This is a genomic window from Streptomyces sp. MUM 2J (assembly GCF_022414535.1).
In the GTDB taxonomy this organism is placed as follows: domain Bacteria; phylum Actinomycetota; class Actinomycetes; order Streptomycetales; family Streptomycetaceae; genus Streptomyces.
The window spans coordinates 1-16,670 of the sequence record NZ_JADWYM010000042.1; the positions used below are offsets into that span (position 1 = coordinate 1).

Below are 16,670 nucleotides of genomic sequence, written 5' to 3' on the forward strand. Positions count from 1 at the left end.
GCGGGCTGCGGGGCCGCGGGGGCGGCCGGAGCGGCGGGCTGCGGGGCCTGCGGGGTCGTGGTGGCCCCTGCGGCCCCCGCGGCCGCAGTGCCCGCCGGAGCCGGGGTGGCAGCCGGAGCCGGGGTGGCAGCCGCCCCGGGCTTGTAATCGGCGAAGAAGTCCCACCAGGCACGGTCTACCGAGTTCGGGTCCTGGAGGTACTGCTGATAGATCTCGTCGACGAGCCACTCGTTCGCACCGAACGCGGCAGCGGGGTTCTTGCCCGCTGGGTCGGCGTCGGTCGTAGGGGCGCTCGAGTTACTGGGGGACTGTGGCGACACGGCGGCAACCGCCCTCTTCCGCTTCACAAGGTGATGGACAGCGGGAATAAAGGCTACGCCTCCCGGAGGGGGAAGGTCAGGTCGGGCCGGTTGATCGTCGCGTAAGTCACATCGGAGGGCGTGTTTCGACGGTGGAAATGGCGGGAAACAAGCGTGGTTCCGCTCTGATGGCGAGGGGCCGGGATACGGCGATGCAGACCCTGCGGGCAGCGCCTGCGGGCCTGTGCCTGATCACACGTGCCGACCGGCCCGGACGGCAGTGGATCTTGGGGCTCCGGTTCGGACTTTACGTCAACGTGACGCAGATGTCTCTCCCGGGAGTGTGACAAGAATCCGGCAACCCCGATCCGATTCGGCCACACGGATCCGGCCGCCGTGCAGATCGACCGCCCAGCGGGCGATCGCCAGCCCCAGTCCCGTGCCGCCGTCGCTGCCCGGACCGTGCGGGCGGGCGACCTCACCACGGTTGAACCGCTCGAACACCCGGTGCCACTGCGACTTCGGGATGCCGGGTCCCTCGTCCAGCACCTCCAGCTCCAGCGAGTCGGGGCCGGATCCGGACCTCGCCCGGACCGTGACCCGGCCGTGCGGCGGGCTGTGCTTGACGGCGTTGTCGACGAGGTTGGCCACGACCTGGTGGATCCGCTCGGGATCCGCGTGCGCGGACAGCTCCGGAGGGGTGACGTCCAGGTGCAGGTGGACGTCGGTGCGGGTGTGACGGCCGGACCCCGACGCCATCCCGGTGCGGGCCGAGGCGACCATCTGGGTCTCCTTGAGCACCCCCGACAGATACGGCCACACCTCGAAGCGCCGCTTCCGCAGCGGCACGACGCCGCTGTCGAGCCGCGACAGGTCCAGCAGGGTCTCCACCAGCCGGCCGAGCCGCTCCGTCTGCTTCAGCGCCGTGAGCATCGTCTCCGGGTCGGCCTCGGAGATCCCGTCGACGACGTTCTCCAGCACCGCGCGCAGCCCCGCGATCGGCGTGCGCAGCTCGTGCGAGACATTGGCCACCAGCTCCTTGCGCTGACGGTCCTGCGCCTCCAGCTCGTCGGCCATGGCATTGATCGTCTGCGCCAGGTCGCCCAGCTCGTCCCGGCGGTTCTCCCGCACCCGGCGCGTGTAGTCGCCGTGCGCGATCGACCGGGCCACGGCGTTCATCTCGTCCAGCGGGGACGTGAGCGAATGCGCCACGAACTGCGTGATCAACAGCGTCGCGATCATGGAGAAGACCATGATGAACCGCAGTTCGGTCTTGGTCTGCACGGCGATCATCGACAGCCCGGTGGTGATCAGCACCGAGACGACGACCAGGACGGCCAGCTTCGTCTTGATCGAGAACGGGCGCACACCGCCCCAGGGATCCCCGGTGCTCCTCCGCCCGGCCGGCTCCCCGACGCTCACGGGGCCGGGGTCTCCAGCGCGTAGCCGACGCCGTGCACGGTGCGGATCCGCTCGGCCCCGATCTTCCGGCGCAGCGCCTTGATGTGACTGTCGACGGTGCGGGTGCCGGAGGCGTCCGCCCAGTCCCACACCTCCGCGAGCAGCTGCTCGCGCGAGAGCACCGCGCGCGGGGTGTTCGCCAGGCACACCAGCAGGTCGAACTCGGTCGGGGTGAGGTGGACGTCCGCGGCCCGCACCCGCACCCGGCGCTGCGCGTGGTCGATCTCCAGCTCGCCCAGGCGCAGGATGCCCGAGCGCGGGGTGCTCGCGGCCAGCGTCGCCCGCTCCACGCGGCGCAGCAGCACGTGCACCCGCGCGGCCAGCTCCCGCATGGAGAACGGCTTGGTCATGTAGTCGTCCGCGCCGACCCCGAGCCCCACGAGCATGTCGGTCTCGTCGTCGCGCGCGGTGAGCATCAGCACCGGTACGGGCCGCTGTGCCTGGACCCGCCGGCAGACCTCCAGGCCGTCGAAGCCCGGCAGCATGACGTCCAGGATCAGCAGGTCCGGCTGCCAGGCCTCGGCGGTGTCGACGGCGGCCGGTCCGTCGCCCGCGGTCTGTACGACGAATCCCTCGGCGCGCAGGCGGGCCGCGATGGCGTCGACGATCGTCTGGTCGTCCTCGACGACGAGGACCCGGCGCTGCGCGCCCGGGGTCGCCGTCGGCGTGCCGCTGTGGGAGGTGTGTGTCTGCTCCATCGCCCGCCCCTGAAGTGTGCTTTCCGGAACCCGTGGGGTGATCCCTTGACTGCGATTGACGCTTGAATGATCGGCGTCAGGGCAGCAGCGTACGGGGAGTCACCGAGGCTTTGCTATCCAGGTCGGAGGCCGAGGTGCACGACGTCCGGAACGCCTCGGGCAACGGGGATCTCTTCCGTACGCACCTGTTGGAACCCGACATTCCTCAAGGTTTCGTCGAATGCGCGGGACGGTTGTGCCGACCACACCGCGAGCACCCCGCCGGGCCTCAACACCCGTGTGCAGCCTGCCAGTCCGGCCGGCGAGTAGAGTCCCGAGTTGCCCTCGGTCACGGTCCAGCCGGGGCCGTTGTCGATGTCCAGGCACAGCGCGTCGTACGTGTCGGACGTCCCGTGCACGTAGGTCAGGAGGTCGGCTTCCACGATCTCGGTGCGGGGGTCGGCGAGGGCGGTGCGGGTCACCTCGGCCAACGGGCCCGAGCGGTGCCAGTCGATGACCGCCGGTTCCCGTTCCACGACCGTGATGCGGTCCCAGCGGGAATTCGCGGCTGCACGCACGAGCGAGAACCCGACCCCCAGTCCGCCGATCAGGACCCGGGGGTCCGGGCGTCCCCCGAGGGCGTCCAGGGCCGCGTCGACGAGCCGCCGCTCGGAGTGGCCGTTGGAGGTGTCCATCAGGAAGCAGCCGTTGGCGATGATCTGCAGGAGTCCGCCGTGGCGGCGCAGTACCACCTCGCCGAAGGGGCCCTCGCGGCGGTCCAGGACTTCGGGGGTGCCGTACGTGATGGACATGCCGCCATCCTGGCATCCGGCTGACGGTTTGTAGCCGGAATTCCCCCGGGGGAGTGGCAGGACGGTCCCCCGGAGGAGTGGCCGGGCGGGAGCCGGATTGCCGCCGGGTGAACACGGGCCTGCCGCCCGGGCCTTGGGGGCGCCGGGAATCCGCGCTCACGTGGCGCCGATCACAGACAGCGGGCCGGGTGGGGCCGAAGGGTGGGGACGAACGGAAGGAGTGCCTCACCGTGGCACGCATCGCACCGGCCGACGCGCCGGTCCCCGGCGGGGACTCGGGCACCGCCCCGGACACGGACCCCGGGGCCCGCCCGCGCCCGGCCGCCGCCCCCGACCCGGGTACGTCCGGCAGAGCGCCCCTTCCCGACCCCGCGGGGCTGCTCGACGCGATCCCGGCCCAGCGCCGGCCCGTGCCGGCCCCGTCCGCTCCCTCGGCCGACGGGGCTGTCCCGGCCGCTGTCCCGGACGGCGTCCCGGCCGTCCCGGGGGAAGTGCCGGACCGCGCGTGGCCGCAGGCGCGGCGCAGGCACCTGCGGCGCCTGCTCCCCGGTCGCGCCGCGACCCCGTTCTCCCTCGGCTACGCCGCCGTGCTGGCCGTGACCTCACTCGTCGCCCGGTACGGCGACCCCGCCCTGGTACACGCTCTGCACCGGGCCTCCAGCACCGACGTGGCCCACCTGCTGCACGCGCCGGCGACGGTGCTGGCGGCGAGTGCGCTGTGGGTGGCCGACGGGATCCTGTCGCCGTACGCCGTCCTCTTCCTGCTCGTGCTCTCCACCCTGGAGCGCCGGATCGGCGCTCTGCGCACGGCGGGCGTCTTCCTGGCCGGCCACGTGCTGGCCACGCTCGCCACCGAGATACCGGTCGGCCTCGCGGTGCTCGCCGGGCATCTGCCGGGCAGTTCCCTGCACCGACTGGACTACGGCGTCAGCTTCGGCGTCGCGGCGACCGTCGGCGCCCTGGCGGGCCTGCTGGGACCATGGCTGAGCCGGTTGCTGCTCGCCCTGTTCGGCGGGGTGGCCGCGATGGGCCTGTGGACCCTCGCCGATCCCGTGACCGACTGGGGGCACCTGATCTCGCTGGTGATCGGCGTCGCCTGCCGGCCGCTCGTGCGGCGCTGGGCGAAGGCGCCGCTCACCGCCACGGCACCGGGCGGCGCGCCCGCGCCGGCCGGTCGCCGGCGGTAGCGCGCCACCCGCGCCACGGTCCTCCCGCGCCGCGGAGCGCGGGGGGCTGCCCGCGGTTGCCCGCGTCCCCCGGCGCAGTGATCGCTCAGGGCGAACGGGGATGCGGGAACATTCAAGGACCGCCATGCATTGAGTCGGCATAGCTCAACTTGAATGCCGAAGGGGAGATCATGGCTTCGACGTCCGCATCGCTCACCCTGCCTGTGCTGCCGCTCGACGACGAGGTCGTCCTGCCCGGCATGGTCGTGCCGCTGGACCTGAACGACTCCGAGGTGCGCGCGGCGGTGGAGGCCGCGCAGGCCGCCGCCGCGTCGCAGCCCGGGAAACCCCGGGTCCTGCTGGTGACCCGCATCGACGGGACGTACGCGGGCACCGGCGTGCTCGGCACCGTCGAGCAGGTCGGCCGGCTGGCCGACGGCGACCCGGGAGCGCTGATCCGCGGTCGCGGCCGGGTGCGGATCGGTGCCGGAACCACGGGCCCGGGCGCGGCGCTGTGGGTCGAGGGCACCCGTATCGACGAGACCGTGCCCGAGCCGCTGCCGGGACACGTCACCGAACTGGTCACGGAGTACAAGGCGCTCGCCACCAGCTGGCTGCGCAAGCGCGGCGCCTGGCAGGTCGTCGACCGCGTCCAGGCCATCGACGACGTCTCCGCGCTCGCCGACAACTCCGGCTACTCGCCGTTCCTGACCACGGAGCAGAAGGTGGCGCTGCTGGAGACGGCCGACCCGGTCGCCCGCCTGAAGCTCGCCACCCAGCAACTGCGCGACCACCTCGCCGAGCAGGACGTCGCCGAGACCATCGCCAAGGACGTCCAGGAGGGCGTCGACAAGCAGCAGCGCGAGTTCCTGCTGCGCCGCCAGCTGGAGGCCGTCCGCAAGGAGCTGCGTGAGCTCAACGGCGAGCAGGACGGCGAGGAGTCCGACGACTACCGCACCCGTGTCGAGGCCGCGGACCTGCCCGAGAAGGTCCGCGAGGCCGCCCTCAAGGAGGTCGACAAGCTGGAGCGCTCCTCCGACCAGTCGCCGGAGGGCTCCTGGATCCGCACCTGGCTCGACACCGTCCTCGACATGCCGTGGAACGAGCGCACCGAGGACGCCTACGACATCCAGGGTGCCAAGGCCGTCCTCGACGCCGAGCACGCGGGCCTGGACGACGTCAAGGAGCGCATCACCGAGTACCTGGCCGTCCGCAAGCGGCGAGGAGACCGCGGTCTCGGCGTCATCGGCGGCCGGCGCGGCGGTGCCGTACTCGCCCTGGTGGGTCCGCCCGGTGTCGGGAAGACCAGTCTGGGTGAAAGCGTCGCCCACGCCATGGGACGCAAGTTCGTCCGCGTCGCCCTCGGTGGCGTCCGGGACGAGGCCGAGATCCGCGGCCACCGCCGCACATACGTCGGCGCGCTGCCCGGCCGTGTCGTCCGGGCGGTCAAGGAAGCCGGGTCGATGAACCCGGTCGTGCTCCTCGACGAGATCGACAAGGTGGGCTCGGACTTCCGCGGCGACCCGGCCGCGGCCCTGCTCGAAGTGCTGGACCCGGCGCAGAACCACACCTTCCGCGACCACTACCTGGAGGTGGAACTCGACCTCAGCGACGTCGTCTTCCTCGCCACCGCCAACGTCCTGGAAGCCATCCCGGAGGCGCTCGCGGACCGCATGGACATCGTCCGCCTGGACGGCTACACCGAGGACGAGAAGGTCGTCATCGCCCGTGACCACCTGCTGCCGCGACAGCTGGAGCGGGCCGGTCTGGGCGAGGACGAGGTCGCGATCGACGAGGGCGCGCTGCGCCGGCTGGCCGGCGAGTACACGCGTGAGGCGGGCGTGCGCACCCTGGAACGCTCGATCGCGCGGCTGCTGCGCAAGGTCGCCGCCCAGCACGAACTAGGCGAACGGGAACTGCCGTTCACCGTCACCGACGCCGTCCTGCGCGACCTGATCGGCCGGCCGCACCACGTGCCCGAGTCCGCGCAGGACCCCGCCGAGCGCCGCACCTCGGTGCCGGGCGTGGCGACGGGCCTTGCGGTCACCGGCGCCGGCGGCGACGTGCTGTACGTCGAGGCGTCCCTCGCCGACCCGGAGACGGGCGCGGCCGGTCTGACCCTGACCGGGCAACTCGGTGACGTGATGAAGGAGTCGGCGCAGATCGCGCTGAGCTTCCTGCGCAGCCGCGGGGCGGAACTGGAACTGCCGGTGGCCGACCTGAAGGACCGGGGCGTGCACATCCACTTCCCGGCGGGCGCGGTCCCCAAGGACGGACCGAGCGCGGGCATCACCATGACGACGGCCCTCGCCTCGCTGCTGTCCGGCCGCCTGGTCCGCACGGACGTGGCGATGACCGGCGAGGTCTCGCTGACCGGCCGCGTGCTGCCCATCGGCGGCGTGAAGCAGAAGCTGCTCGCCGCGCATCGCGCCGGGGTCACCACGGTGATCATCCCCAAGCGCAACGAGCCCGACCTGGACGACGTCCCGGCCGAGGTGCTGGACAAGCTCGACGTCCACGCCGTCACCGACGTCCGCCAGGTCCTCGAACTGGCCCTCGCGCCCGCGGCGAGCGGCGCGCGGACGGAGGCTCCCGTGGCGGCGTGACGGACGCCGCGGGACGGGCCGGGGCCCGGGTTCCGTGCGGGAGCCCCGGGCCCCCGCCGTGTCGCGCGCACCGGCGCCGACCGGGCCCGGCGGAGCGGGTCCTGTGGTGACCGGGCAGGCGAGCCGCCCTTCCGAGCCGAGCGGGACGGAGATCGCCGGTCACCGCGTGGAACGCGAACCCGGGCGTGGTGGCACGGCCGTCGCCCGCCGTGCCCGGGACCTGCGTCCGGACCGGGTGGAAGGGGGGACGGCATCCGCCGGCCGCCCGGCGCACGCCGGGCGGCACGCCCCCCGGCGCCGTACCGCGGTGAACCCCCTGCTCCGCGGTCCTCCCCCGGGCGGGGCGGCGTCCGGGTCACGGCCCGGTGAGCGACTGCTCCGCCCACACCGTCTTGCCGACCCGGTCGTGCCGGGTGCCCCAGCGTTCCGCGAGCTGGGCGACGAGCAGCAGGCCCCGGCCCCCCTCGTCGAAGACGCGGGCGCGCCGCATGTGCGGGGTGGTGCCGCTGGCGTCGTGGACCTCGCTGACGAGGGTGCTGTCCTGGTGGATCAGCCGGAGCCGGACGGGCGGGCGGCCGTAGCGGACGGCGTTGGTGACCAGTTCGCTCACCAGCAGTTCGGTGACGAACGCGGCGTCGTCCAGCCCCCACACGGCCAGCTGGGCGGAGACCGCGCGGCGGGCGCGGGCGACGACCGACGGGTCGCTGTCCAGGTCCCAGGAGGCGACACGGTCCTCGTGCAGGGCACGGGTGCGGGCGACGAGCAGGGCGATGTCGTCGTCGGGCCGGTGACTGAGCAGCTCGGCCAGTACCCGGTCGCAGACCGAGTCCAGCGTGGCCGCGGGCCGGGCCAGCGCGGCGAACATCTTGTCCAGCGCCTCGTCGATGTCGTGGTCGCGGGCCTCCAGCAGTCCGTCGGTGTAGAGGGCGAGCAGGCTGCCCTCGGGAAGCTCGGCCTCGGCGGCCTCGAAGGGCAGCCCGCCGAGTCCCAGCGGGGGACCGGCGGGCACGTCGAGGAAGCGGACGGCGCCGTCCGGGGTGACCACGGCGGGCGGCGGGTGGCCGGCCCGGGCCAGGGTGCACCGGCGGACGACGGGGTCGTAGACGGCGTACAGGCAGGTGGTGCCGATGCCGCCCGCGGTCTCGGAGTCCGGGCCCGCGCCGCCCTCGTCGGCCGCCAGCCGCAGCACGAGGTCGTCGAGGTGGGTGAGGAGTTCGTCGGCGGGCAGGTCCACGTCGGCGAGGGTGCGGACGGCGGTGCGCAGCCGGCCCATGGTGGCGGAGGCGCGGATGCCGTGGCCGACGACGTCGCCCACGACGAGGGCGACCCGGGCGGCGGACAGCGGGATCACGTCGAACCAGTCGCCGCCCACCCCGGCCCGGGTGGCGGCGGGCAGATAGCGGGTGGCGACCTCCAGCGCCGCCTGCTCGGGCAGCGTGTGCGGCAGGAGGCTGTGCTGGAGGGCCATGGTGGTGGTGCGTGCCCAGGAGGTGCGGCGGGCCTTGTGCAGGGCGGCGGCCGTCCGCGCGGTGAGCTCCTCGGCGAGTCGCAGATCCTCCGGGCCGAACGGCTCGGGGCGGGTGTGGCGGCCGAACAGGGCCACCCCCAGCCTGCTGTCCCCGGCCACCAGCGGGACCACCATCAGCGAACGCGTCCCGTAGGCGCGCAGCCACGCGGCACCCGGATCCGTCTCCGTCCAGGCCGCGACCGCGGGGTCCGTGGTGTCGTAGAGGACCGCGCTGCCCGTGGCGAGGCTCTCGGCGGGCGGCGACCCGGCCTGGTAGGCGGTGGTCGTGCCGTCCCCCGCGCCGGGCGTGGGCACGGGGCGGCCGTCCGGTACGGCCCGGACGGCGGCGCGGTGCAGGACGACCGTGCTCCCCGCGGCCGGGCCGCCGGTGTCGTTCGGGGCCATGGGGGAGTCGAGCAGGTCCACGGTGACGAAGTCGGCGAGCCGGGGGACGGCGACATCGGCGAGTGCCTGCGCGGTGCGGGTGTAGTCCGCGCCCGAACCGTCCTGGGGGCCGGGTTCCGCGGAGGGGGCGGCCGTCTCCGGGGCGGGGTCCTGCGTCCACGGCCGGACGGCGGAGTCCTGGGAGCGCCGGGGCGCCGTCAGGCAGAGGGCGCGCACGCGCCCCGCGGCGTCCTTCAGGGGCGTCAGGACGGTCGGCCGGCCCAGCTCGGGGCCGAGGCGGGCCGCCGCTTCCCGGGGTTCGCCGGTCTCCACCGCGAGCTGCATCTGCCTGCCGATCTCGTCGCTCGCGGCACCGGGTGCGATGTGCGGCAGCGACAGTCCCCGCATCGCCGCCTCGGGCAGGGTGACCGCGCGTTCCATGCGGTGGTTGGCCCGGACCAGGCGCAGGCCGGTGTCGAACACCGCCAGGGGGAGCGGTGACTGCGCGAACGCCCAGTCGGCCAGGAGGACGTCGCCGGGCTGCTGCGGATCGGCCGGGGCGGCGCAGACCACCAGCCACTCGGCGGGGCCGCCGGCCGGTGTGCGGCGGTGTGCGAGCAGCCGCAGCTCCACGCTCCGGCCGTCCCGGTGCCGCAGTGCCACGGTGCCGTGCCAGCGCTGCTGCCCGGCCCGGGCCCGTCGGGGAGTCTCCGGGACGTCGGCGAGCAGTTCCGCGGCCGGCCGCCCGACAACCGTGGCGGCCTCGTGGCCGAGCAGCCGTCGGGCGCCCTCGCTCCAGCCCGTGAGCACACCCTCCTGGTCGATGGTGGCCGTGGCCGTGTACGTCACCTCACCAGCATCGGCCCGGGGGGCACGGAGCACCAGCGCAGACCGGCCCGCCGCGCGGGAGCCGGCCCGGGGAGCAGACCCCGCCGACCGCGGCCGGGAAGCCTTGTTCCGGTATGAATCAGGACATGCATCTTCATTTCTGCATCACGGGGGTCTCCCACGGGTCACCGCCCCTTCCCGCGGCACCGAGGCCGTCCCCGCGGCGTGGCACCAGCCGTCCCCACGTGAGCCGGAGACCCTGCGGTGCGTCGCGGCCGGACGCGCCGCGGGGTCTTCCGGCGCGGTGCGTCGAGGCCGGACGCGCCTCCCGGCAGACGGTGCAGGAAGGACGGCGCGGGCATGCCGTCCACGTTCCTGCGGAAGAAGCCGCGCAGGTGGACCCCGCGGGGGAAGGGGGCCTCGGAGCCGTCGTGGGTCCGACCCTGCGAAATACTGACGGAGCTGCGGCGACGACGGGGTCGAAGGAAACTTTCAGGATCGGGAATCCGGATCAGGGGACTGACGTGCACGAGGAGCAGAGCGGCGACGGAGACCGGGGCGGACACCCGGCACCGCCGAGTGGTGTGGACCAGGAGTTCCTGTCCCTGGAACGCGAGTTGACCGTGTTCCTGCGGAGGGCCCGGGCCAGTCAGGGCGAGATGGCCCGCGAGGTCCATCCCGACCTGGAGTCGGCCGCGTACGGCCTGCTCGTACGGCTCGACGAATGCGGCCGCCAGCGGGCCACCGAGCTGGCCGCCTACATCGGCGTCGGCAAGGCCACCATGTCGCGCCAGCTGCGGGCCCTGGAGGAGCTGGGCCTGGTGGCCCGCGAACCGGACCCGGCGGACGGCCGCGCCTGGCTGGTCCACCTCACGGACGAGGGCCGCAGCCGGGTCGGCCGGGTGCGTGACGCCCGCCGCGCGCGGTACGTCAGCCAGCTGGACCACTGGGACCGGCGGGAGGTGGCCGAACTGGCCCGGCTGCTGAACCAGTTGAACCGGGGCATGGAGCAGCGCTGACCCGGACGCCCGCCGAGCCGGACGGCGCCGCTCCGGAACCGGCGACCGGCCGCGACACCCGGGGCACGGTCCCGGTGCCGCCGCGGTGGGACCACGCGCCGCCGTACGGTGCCGGCGCGGTCCAGGCGGCCGCTAGGGGGTGGCGCCGCGGAGCGTCGGACGGCCGGGCCGTCACAGCTCCGCGTACACCACCGTCGCGTCGTCGTGGGTCTTGCCGCGCCCCAGCAGGGACCGCTCCCCGGCGTCGTCGGCCCGCTCCAGCGCGCGGACCCCGTCGACCAGGGCCCGCGCTCCTTCCTTGCGGAGCAGCGTGAAGCAGTCCGCCCACCCGCCCTCGGAGAACTTCTCCACCCACCGGCCCGCCCCGTCGGTCAGGGCGGCCAGGGCGCGGACCCGCGTGCGCGGCACCGAGCCGGCCACCGCCCGCGCGGCCACGGACGGATCGGCAGCGGCGGTGAAGAACCCGCCCTCCTTGTTGCGCAGGGTCGCGTCGATCAGCTCGTCCGTCGCCAGCGCCGAGCGCGGCAGGCGGGTGAGCCGGTCGTCCAGCACCGGGGTCACCGCGCCGTCGGGCGCCTCCAGCAGGAGAGCGGAGTCGGACAGGACCAGGTACTCCACGGTCTCCGGGGACCAGCGGGCGAGGACCACCGTGGCCTGCGGTGTGCGCGGGTGAGAAAGGTCACAGGTTTGCGCGTGCGCGGCAGAGGTACGAGCGATGGCCCGCGAAAGGGCCTGCGGGAGGGGGACGTCCGGGAGCGAAACGGTCAGTTCGGTCAGCGCCCCGCCCAGACGCGCCACGTACCAGGGGACCGAATGCAGACACCCCGTGCCACTCCGGGGCGGTGTCACGCCGTCCAGGACCACGAGGGATCCGCCCTGTCCCGAAGCGGGAACCCCGACACTGGCGAAGTCCTCGTTGGGGCGGCTGCGATCGCCGGGTTCCGAGACGAGTTCCGTGCGCATCCAGCCAGTCTGCACGAGGTCTCCACACACTTCGCGAACGGCCGGCGAACATCGCGGTTTCACGGCACCGGCGCCGGCCGGCCGCCCGGTTTGCGGCGGAATGCTCCGGTCCTCGAACGCGTGGCGGCGAATCCTGCCAAAGCAGATCGCCCACGTCCAACCGGCCCGCCGTGCCCGGACGCCGCGCGTCTCAGGGGAACTTGCCCACCAACTCCCCTCCGGGGTTCACTCCTTCGGGTGGCGGGTCAGGTGATGCGCGACTGCCGTCCACCGGCACTGGGAGGGTCGGGAGCCGTACCGGGTGCGCACAGAGGCTGACAGTGCGTCACCCGGGTCCATGGGTACACGAGTCAGGAATGCGAGCACCGGTGCAGAAGACGCGGCCTCGGCGCACAGGCAAGCAGTCGGCCTCCGAGGGGAGCGCGGAGCGCACACCCGTCGGCAGGGGACGTCCCACCCATGTGCGCAACCGGCTGATCGTCGCCGTCGCCGTGGTGGCCGCCGCCGTCGCCGGCGCCGGCACCCCCTCCGTCCTCGCCGCCTCGGCGCAGGTGAAGGACTCCCAGGACCTGGTGACGCTGGCCCAGCAGACCCAGGGCGCCCTGGTCCTGGCCCACGCCCTCGCCGACGAGCGCGACGACGTGACGTCGTACATCGCCGCCGGACGCCCCCAGTCCAAGGCCCCCGACGAGCAGCGCAGCGCCCGCGTCGACCGCCGGGCCCGTGAACTGCGCGCCGACGGCGGCCTGCCGGCCGCCCTGCGCAAGGACCTCGACGGCATCCCGGCCGTCCGGCGCGCGGCGCTCACCGGCAGCAGCGGGCCCCTCGAAGCGCACCGGTCCTACACGACCACCATCACCGAACTCCACGGCCTCGCCCAGCGCCTGGCCGAGCAGACGCCCTCCCGGGCCGGCTCCGGCGCCCACGCGCTCGCCGAGCTGGACTCCGCCGTGCAGCAGGCCGCCGCCGCGCGCGGACTCCTCGTCGCCGCCCTCGACGTGCCGACGACCACCCGGACCGTCGTCGACCCGATCACCGGTCTGCCGGAGACCGTCACCGGCTCCTCGGACGACGACACCAAGCGGCGCGGCGCGCTCACCGCCGCCGCACAGCAGGCCCGGCTGCGCTCCGACGCCGCCCTCGCCGGCTTCCGCGAGACCGCGACCGGGTCCGCCGTCGCTTCCTACGACGCCACCGTCACCGGTCCCGAGTCCGACACCGCCGAGAAGTACCTGGCCGACCTGACCGACCAGCCCACGCTGGACGAGGACGAGCTGGACACCAGCGCCAAGAAGACCGACGCCGCGCTCTCCGCCCGTGTCGACCTGATGCGCGGTGCCGAGGCCGCCCTCTACGACCGCCGGACCAAGGAACTGGAACGGCTGCGGGACGAGGACGTCACCGCGCTGGAGATCCGCATCGCCGTCCTCGGGGCGCTGATGCTGCTCGCCGTCGGCGTCGCCACCGGCATGGCCCGCAGCCTCACCCGCCCGCTCGCCGTGGTGCGCCGGGGCGCCGCCCGCCTCGCGCAGGCCGACGACCCGGCGGCCGAGGAGCCCGTGGCGTTCACCGGCCGCAACGACGAGTTCGCCCAGGTCGTCCGTTCCGTCAACGCCCTGCACGCGCACGCCGCCGCCCTCGCCGAGCGCGTCGGCACCCTGGAGGCCGACCGCAAGCACCTCGTCGGCGAACGGCAGAAGATGGCCGACGCCCGCGAGGAACTGCGCACCGAACTCGGTGATGCCACGGCCCAGTTGCAGCGGCTGCGCGGCAGCATCGGCTCCACCTTCGTCAATCTCGCGCTGCGGACCCTCGGTCTGGTCGAGCGCCAGCTCGCCGTGATCGAGGGCATGGAGGAGCGTGAGCAGGATCCCGAACGCCTCGCCACGCTCTTCAAGCTCGACCACTTCGCCACCGTCATGCGCCGGCACAGCGAGAACCTCCTCGTTCTGGCCGGCACCGAACACGTCCAGCAGCACGCCGGACCGGTGCCGCTGGTCGACGTGGTCCGGGCGGCGGTCAGCGAGATCGAGCGCTACGAGCGGGTCCGCATCGCGGCGCTGCCCCCGCACGCGCACCTGGCCGGGTTCGCCGCCGACGACCTCTCCCACCTGCTCGCCGAACTCATGGAGAACGCCACCGCGTTCTCCCCGCCCGACGTGCCCGTGGAGGTCACCGGCTGGCTGCTGGAGAGCGGCGAGGTCATGCTCTCCGTCCAGGACGAGGGCATCGGCATGGCCGACGACCGCCTGGCCCGCCTGAACGCCCGCCTCGCCGACTTCGACCCGGGCACGCCGTACGACCAGGAGGGCGAGGACGGTCTCGGTCTCGGCCTGTACGTCGTGGCCCGCCTCGCCCACCGGCTCGGCGTGCGGGTGCAGCTGCGCGAGCAGAAGCAGGGCGGGGTCGCCGCGGTCGTCGTCCTGCCGGGCACCCTGCTCGCGGGTGCCTCGCCCGCCGCGGTCCCGCCGAGCGCCCGCACCACGGAAGGCACGATGACCTTCCGGCTGCCCGGGGCCGACGCCGAGGCCAACTCCAACGCACTGCACGGCCGGGCGACCGACACCGACCCCGTCGTGGCACTGGCCGAGCGGGCGGTGCGGGAGCGGGGCCACGACGACGCCGGGGAGGCGGCCGGCATCGCGGCGGACCCGCAGCGGCCGGTGGAGACGGAGGCCGGGCCCCCGGCACCGGAGTCCGCCGCGCCGGAGCGCGGGGCGCCGCTGCCGGAGTCACCCGCCGAGACCACGCTGGCGCTGCTGATCCCGGCGCAGCAGTCCGGCCCGGCCGCAGCGGGTCCCGGGGCCGGATCCCGCCCCGGGACCGACACGGACCACGCCTCGCCGGACAGGACCGGTCCCGCCTCCACGATCGGAGGGCCGCCCACGACCGAGGGCCCCTCCACTGCCGGGGCATCGGCGGCGGGGGCGGGATCCGCACCCCACGACCGCCCCGGGACCCACGACCGGTCCCGGTCCTCGGCCGGCCGCGGGACCGAGCACGGTACCGAGCCCGACTCCAGGACCGAACCCGGTTCCGGTACCGGGGCCCCGCCCGCGGCCGGCTCCGTGACCGCCGCGGAGCACCAGCGCATCCCGGACGAGGAGGAGCAGCTCACCGCGAAGGGTCTCCCCAAGCGCACACCCAAGATCACCGAATCTGCCAGGGCCCCGCGCCAGCGCGCCGGGTCCGTGGACGCCGATGCCCTGCGCCGCAGGCTCGGAGGCTTCCGTCGGGGGGCGGAGGCGGGCTACCGCGACGCGGAGGCCGAGATCTCCGAGCAGACGGCCCAGAACCGGGCACCGAACGCACCAACCGCACCAGGAACCACACACGCCGAAGAAGACACGGGGGGCACAGTCGAGGAGGCAAGCAGTTGACCGCGCCCAGTACCTTCGGACTGAGCACTGAAGCCCGCAATCTGCACTGGCTGCTGACCAATCTCGTCGAGGAGGTGCCGGGCATCCTGTCGGTCGCGGTGGTCTCCTCCGACGGCCTGCTCCTGCTCTCCTCCGACCCCGGCAGGAACCAGGAGGCCCGGCAGGCCCCGGACGGACGCCCGGCCGGTCCGCGCGGCTCCTCCGCCGACCTCGCCACCGTCGTCTCCGGCCTCGGCAGCCTCACCGTCGGCGCCGCACGGCTGATGGACTTCGGCGCGGTCCGGCACACCATGGTCGCCATGGAGGAGGGCAGCCTGTTCGTCATGTCGATCAGCGACGGCTCGCTGCTGGGCGTGCACGGCTCCGCCGACTGCGACATGAGCGTCGTGGCGTACCACATGGCCCTGTTCGTCGGCCGGGCCGGCCACGTCCTGACCCCCGAACTCCGCCACGAACTGAGGCAGTCCCTGGAAGCCGAGCCGACGGCGCCGGGGGACGGCCGATGAGCGGCAGCGACGGTTCGCCGAACAGGCTTCCGGTCCGCGGCGCCGACCGCAAGCCCGCTCGCGTCCGGCCCTACTCGCTCACCGGCGGCCGGACCCGCTTCGGCCACGTGCTCCTCGTGGAGACCTTCGTGGCCGCGCTGGAACCCGCCGAGGAGCGCCGGGAGCTGACGGGGGGTGGGGTCCCGGCGCTGGCCGGTGCGCAGGGTACGCTCGCCACCCGCGTGATGCCGGAGATGCGGGCCATCGTCGAACTGTGCCGCCGGATGCGCACGGTGGCCGAGATCGCGGCGCTGCTGAGGATGCCGCTCGGCGTGGTCCGCGTGCTGCTGAGCGATCTCGCGGACCAGGGAAAGATTCGTGTGTACGGCACCGGAACCGGTCACGGTACGGGCCGGCCGGACCGCGCGCTGCTGGAAAGGGTGCTGAGTGGACTCCGCCGTCTCTGACGCCGTAGGCGTCCCCCCACTCGTCGAGCCCGACGACGACCTGAAGGCCTGGCAGACGGACCGCACCCGGGCGCCCGTCGCCACGAAGATAGTCGTGGCCGGAGGCTTCGGCGTCGGCAAGACCACGCTGGTCACCTCCGTCTCGGAGATCACGCCGCTGCAGACCGAGGCGCTGATGACCGAGGCGAGCGAGGAGACCGACGACCTCACCGCCACTCCGGGCAAGCTGACCACCACGGTGGCGATGGACTTCGGCCGCATCACGCTCGACGACGACCTGGTGCTCTACCTGTTCGGCACGCCGGGTCAGCAGCGGTTCTGGTTCATGTGGGACGACCTGGTGCGCGGCGCGATCGGTGCCGTCGTCCTGGCCGACACCCGCCGTCTGAAGGACTGCTTCCCGGCGCTGGACTACTTCGAGAGCTGCGGGATGCCGTACGTCGTCGCGGTCAACCACTTCGACGGCAGCGAGCTGTTCGAGCCCGAGGACGTGCGCGAGGCCCTCACGATCCCCCCGCACATACCTGTCATGATCATGGATGCGCGGCGCCGGGTCTCGGCCATCGAGTCGCTCCTCGCCCTCGTGGCCCACGCGCTTGAGGAAACCCCCGAGTAG

Annotated in this window: 13 protein-coding genes; 7 read left to right on the forward strand and 6 right to left on the reverse strand. The window is 73.9% G+C overall.

Going from position 1 to position 16,670, the window contains the following annotated elements:
- The 4 genes from I3F54_RS26300 to I3F54_RS26315 form a co-directional block, all read right to left on the reverse strand.
- The coding region (locus tag I3F54_RS26300) for a hypothetical protein (RefSeq protein ID WP_240121397.1) at positions 1-320 on the reverse strand (320 nt) is incomplete at its 3' end.
- A gap of 291 nt (positions 321-611) precedes the next feature.
- Complete coding sequence (locus I3F54_RS26305; protein WP_240121398.1) at positions 612-1,721, reverse strand: cell wall metabolism sensor histidine kinase WalK; 1,110 nt, start codon at positions 1,719-1,721, stop codon at positions 612-614.
- Complete coding sequence (locus tag I3F54_RS26310) at positions 1,718-2,458, reverse strand: response regulator transcription factor (RefSeq protein ID WP_240121399.1); 741 nt, start codon at positions 2,456-2,458, stop codon at positions 1,718-1,720. Before I3F54_RS26310 ends, I3F54_RS26305 begins: the two co-directional genes overlap by 4 nt.
- A 113-nt stretch (positions 2,459-2,571) precedes the next feature.
- Positions 2,572-3,249, reverse strand: coding sequence for a spermidine synthase (locus tag I3F54_RS26315; protein ID WP_240121400.1), 678 nt, complete (start codon positions 3,247-3,249; stop codon positions 2,572-2,574).
- Between the two features lie 230 nt (positions 3,250-3,479).
- On the opposite strand from I3F54_RS26315, the gene I3F54_RS26320 reads away from it, so the two are divergent.
- On the forward strand, positions 3,480-4,436 hold the full coding sequence (locus I3F54_RS26320) for a rhomboid-like protein (RefSeq protein ID WP_240121401.1): 957 nt from the start codon (positions 3,480-3,482) through the stop codon (positions 4,434-4,436).
- Between the two features lie 170 nt (positions 4,437-4,606).
- The gene (lon, locus tag I3F54_RS26325; protein ID WP_240121402.1) at positions 4,607-7,021 is read left to right on the forward strand and encodes an endopeptidase La; all 2,415 of its coding nucleotides are present in this window, start codon (positions 4,607-4,609) and stop codon (positions 7,019-7,021) included.
- A 355-nt stretch (positions 7,022-7,376) separates the two neighbouring features.
- Here lon and I3F54_RS26330 read toward each other — a convergent pair whose 3' ends face one another.
- Positions 7,377-9,761 (reverse strand): SpoIIE family protein phosphatase, encoded by a 2,385-nt coding sequence (locus I3F54_RS26330; protein ID WP_240121403.1) that lies wholly within the window; start codon positions 9,759-9,761, stop codon positions 7,377-7,379.
- 503 nt (positions 9,762-10,264) lie between these two features.
- Here I3F54_RS26330 and I3F54_RS26335 point away from each other — a divergent pair.
- Complete coding sequence (locus tag I3F54_RS26335; RefSeq protein WP_240121404.1) at positions 10,265-10,759, forward strand: MarR family transcriptional regulator; 495 nt, start codon at positions 10,265-10,267, stop codon at positions 10,757-10,759.
- Positions 10,760-10,930: 171 nt separating this feature from the next.
- Here the strand turns inward: I3F54_RS26335 and I3F54_RS26340 are convergent, their stop codons facing one another.
- Positions 10,931-11,722 (reverse strand): protein phosphatase 2C domain-containing protein, encoded by a 792-nt coding sequence (locus tag I3F54_RS26340; protein ID WP_240121405.1) that lies wholly within the window; start codon positions 11,720-11,722, stop codon positions 10,931-10,933.
- Positions 11,723-12,090: 368 nt separating this feature from the next.
- Here I3F54_RS26340 and I3F54_RS26345 point away from each other — a divergent pair, with 368 nt between their 5' ends.
- Genes I3F54_RS26345 through I3F54_RS26360 form a run of 4 tightly spaced genes read left to right on the forward strand, consistent with a single transcriptional unit; the run spans position 12,091 to position 16,670 of the window.
- Positions 12,091-15,102: a nitrate- and nitrite sensing domain-containing protein gene (locus I3F54_RS26345; protein ID WP_240121406.1), complete on the forward strand. Its 3,012-nt coding sequence runs from the start codon at positions 12,091-12,093 to the stop codon at positions 15,100-15,102.
- Positions 15,099-15,608: a roadblock/LC7 domain-containing protein gene (locus tag I3F54_RS26350; RefSeq protein ID WP_240121407.1), complete on the forward strand. Its 510-nt coding sequence runs from the start codon at positions 15,099-15,101 to the stop codon at positions 15,606-15,608. Before I3F54_RS26345 ends, I3F54_RS26350 begins: the two co-directional genes overlap by 4 nt.
- Positions 15,605-16,054 carry a DUF742 domain-containing protein gene (locus tag I3F54_RS26355; protein WP_240121408.1) on the forward strand — a complete coding sequence of 150 codons (450 nt, stop codon included), beginning with the start codon at positions 15,605-15,607 and terminating at the stop codon, positions 16,052-16,054. The genes I3F54_RS26350 and I3F54_RS26355 overlap by 4 nt, the downstream gene beginning before the upstream one ends.
- A complete protein-coding gene (locus I3F54_RS26360) occupies positions 16,035-16,670 on the forward strand; it encodes an ATP/GTP-binding protein (protein ID WP_240121409.1) in 636 nt (211 codons plus the stop codon). The genes I3F54_RS26355 and I3F54_RS26360 overlap by 20 nt, the downstream gene beginning before the upstream one ends.

Excerpts from the sequence above, each read along its gene's own strand:
- I3F54_RS26315 (WP_240121400.1), bottom strand. The coding sequence starts at position 3,249 with ATGTCCATCACGTACGGCACCCCCGAAGTCCTGGACCGCCGCGAGGGC.
- I3F54_RS26340 (WP_240121405.1), bottom strand. The coding sequence starts at position 11,722 with ATGCGCACGGAACTCGTCTCGGAACCCGGCGATCGCAGCCGCCCCAAC.
- I3F54_RS26355 (WP_240121408.1), top strand. The coding sequence starts at position 15,605 with ATGAGCGGCAGCGACGGTTCGCCGAACAGGCTTCCGGTCCGCGGCGCC.
- I3F54_RS26310 (WP_240121399.1), bottom strand. The coding sequence starts at position 2,458 with ATGGAGCAGACACACACCTCCCACAGCGGCACGCCGACGGCGACCCCG.
- lon (WP_240121402.1), top strand. The coding sequence starts at position 4,607 with ATGGCTTCGACGTCCGCATCGCTCACCCTGCCTGTGCTGCCGCTCGAC.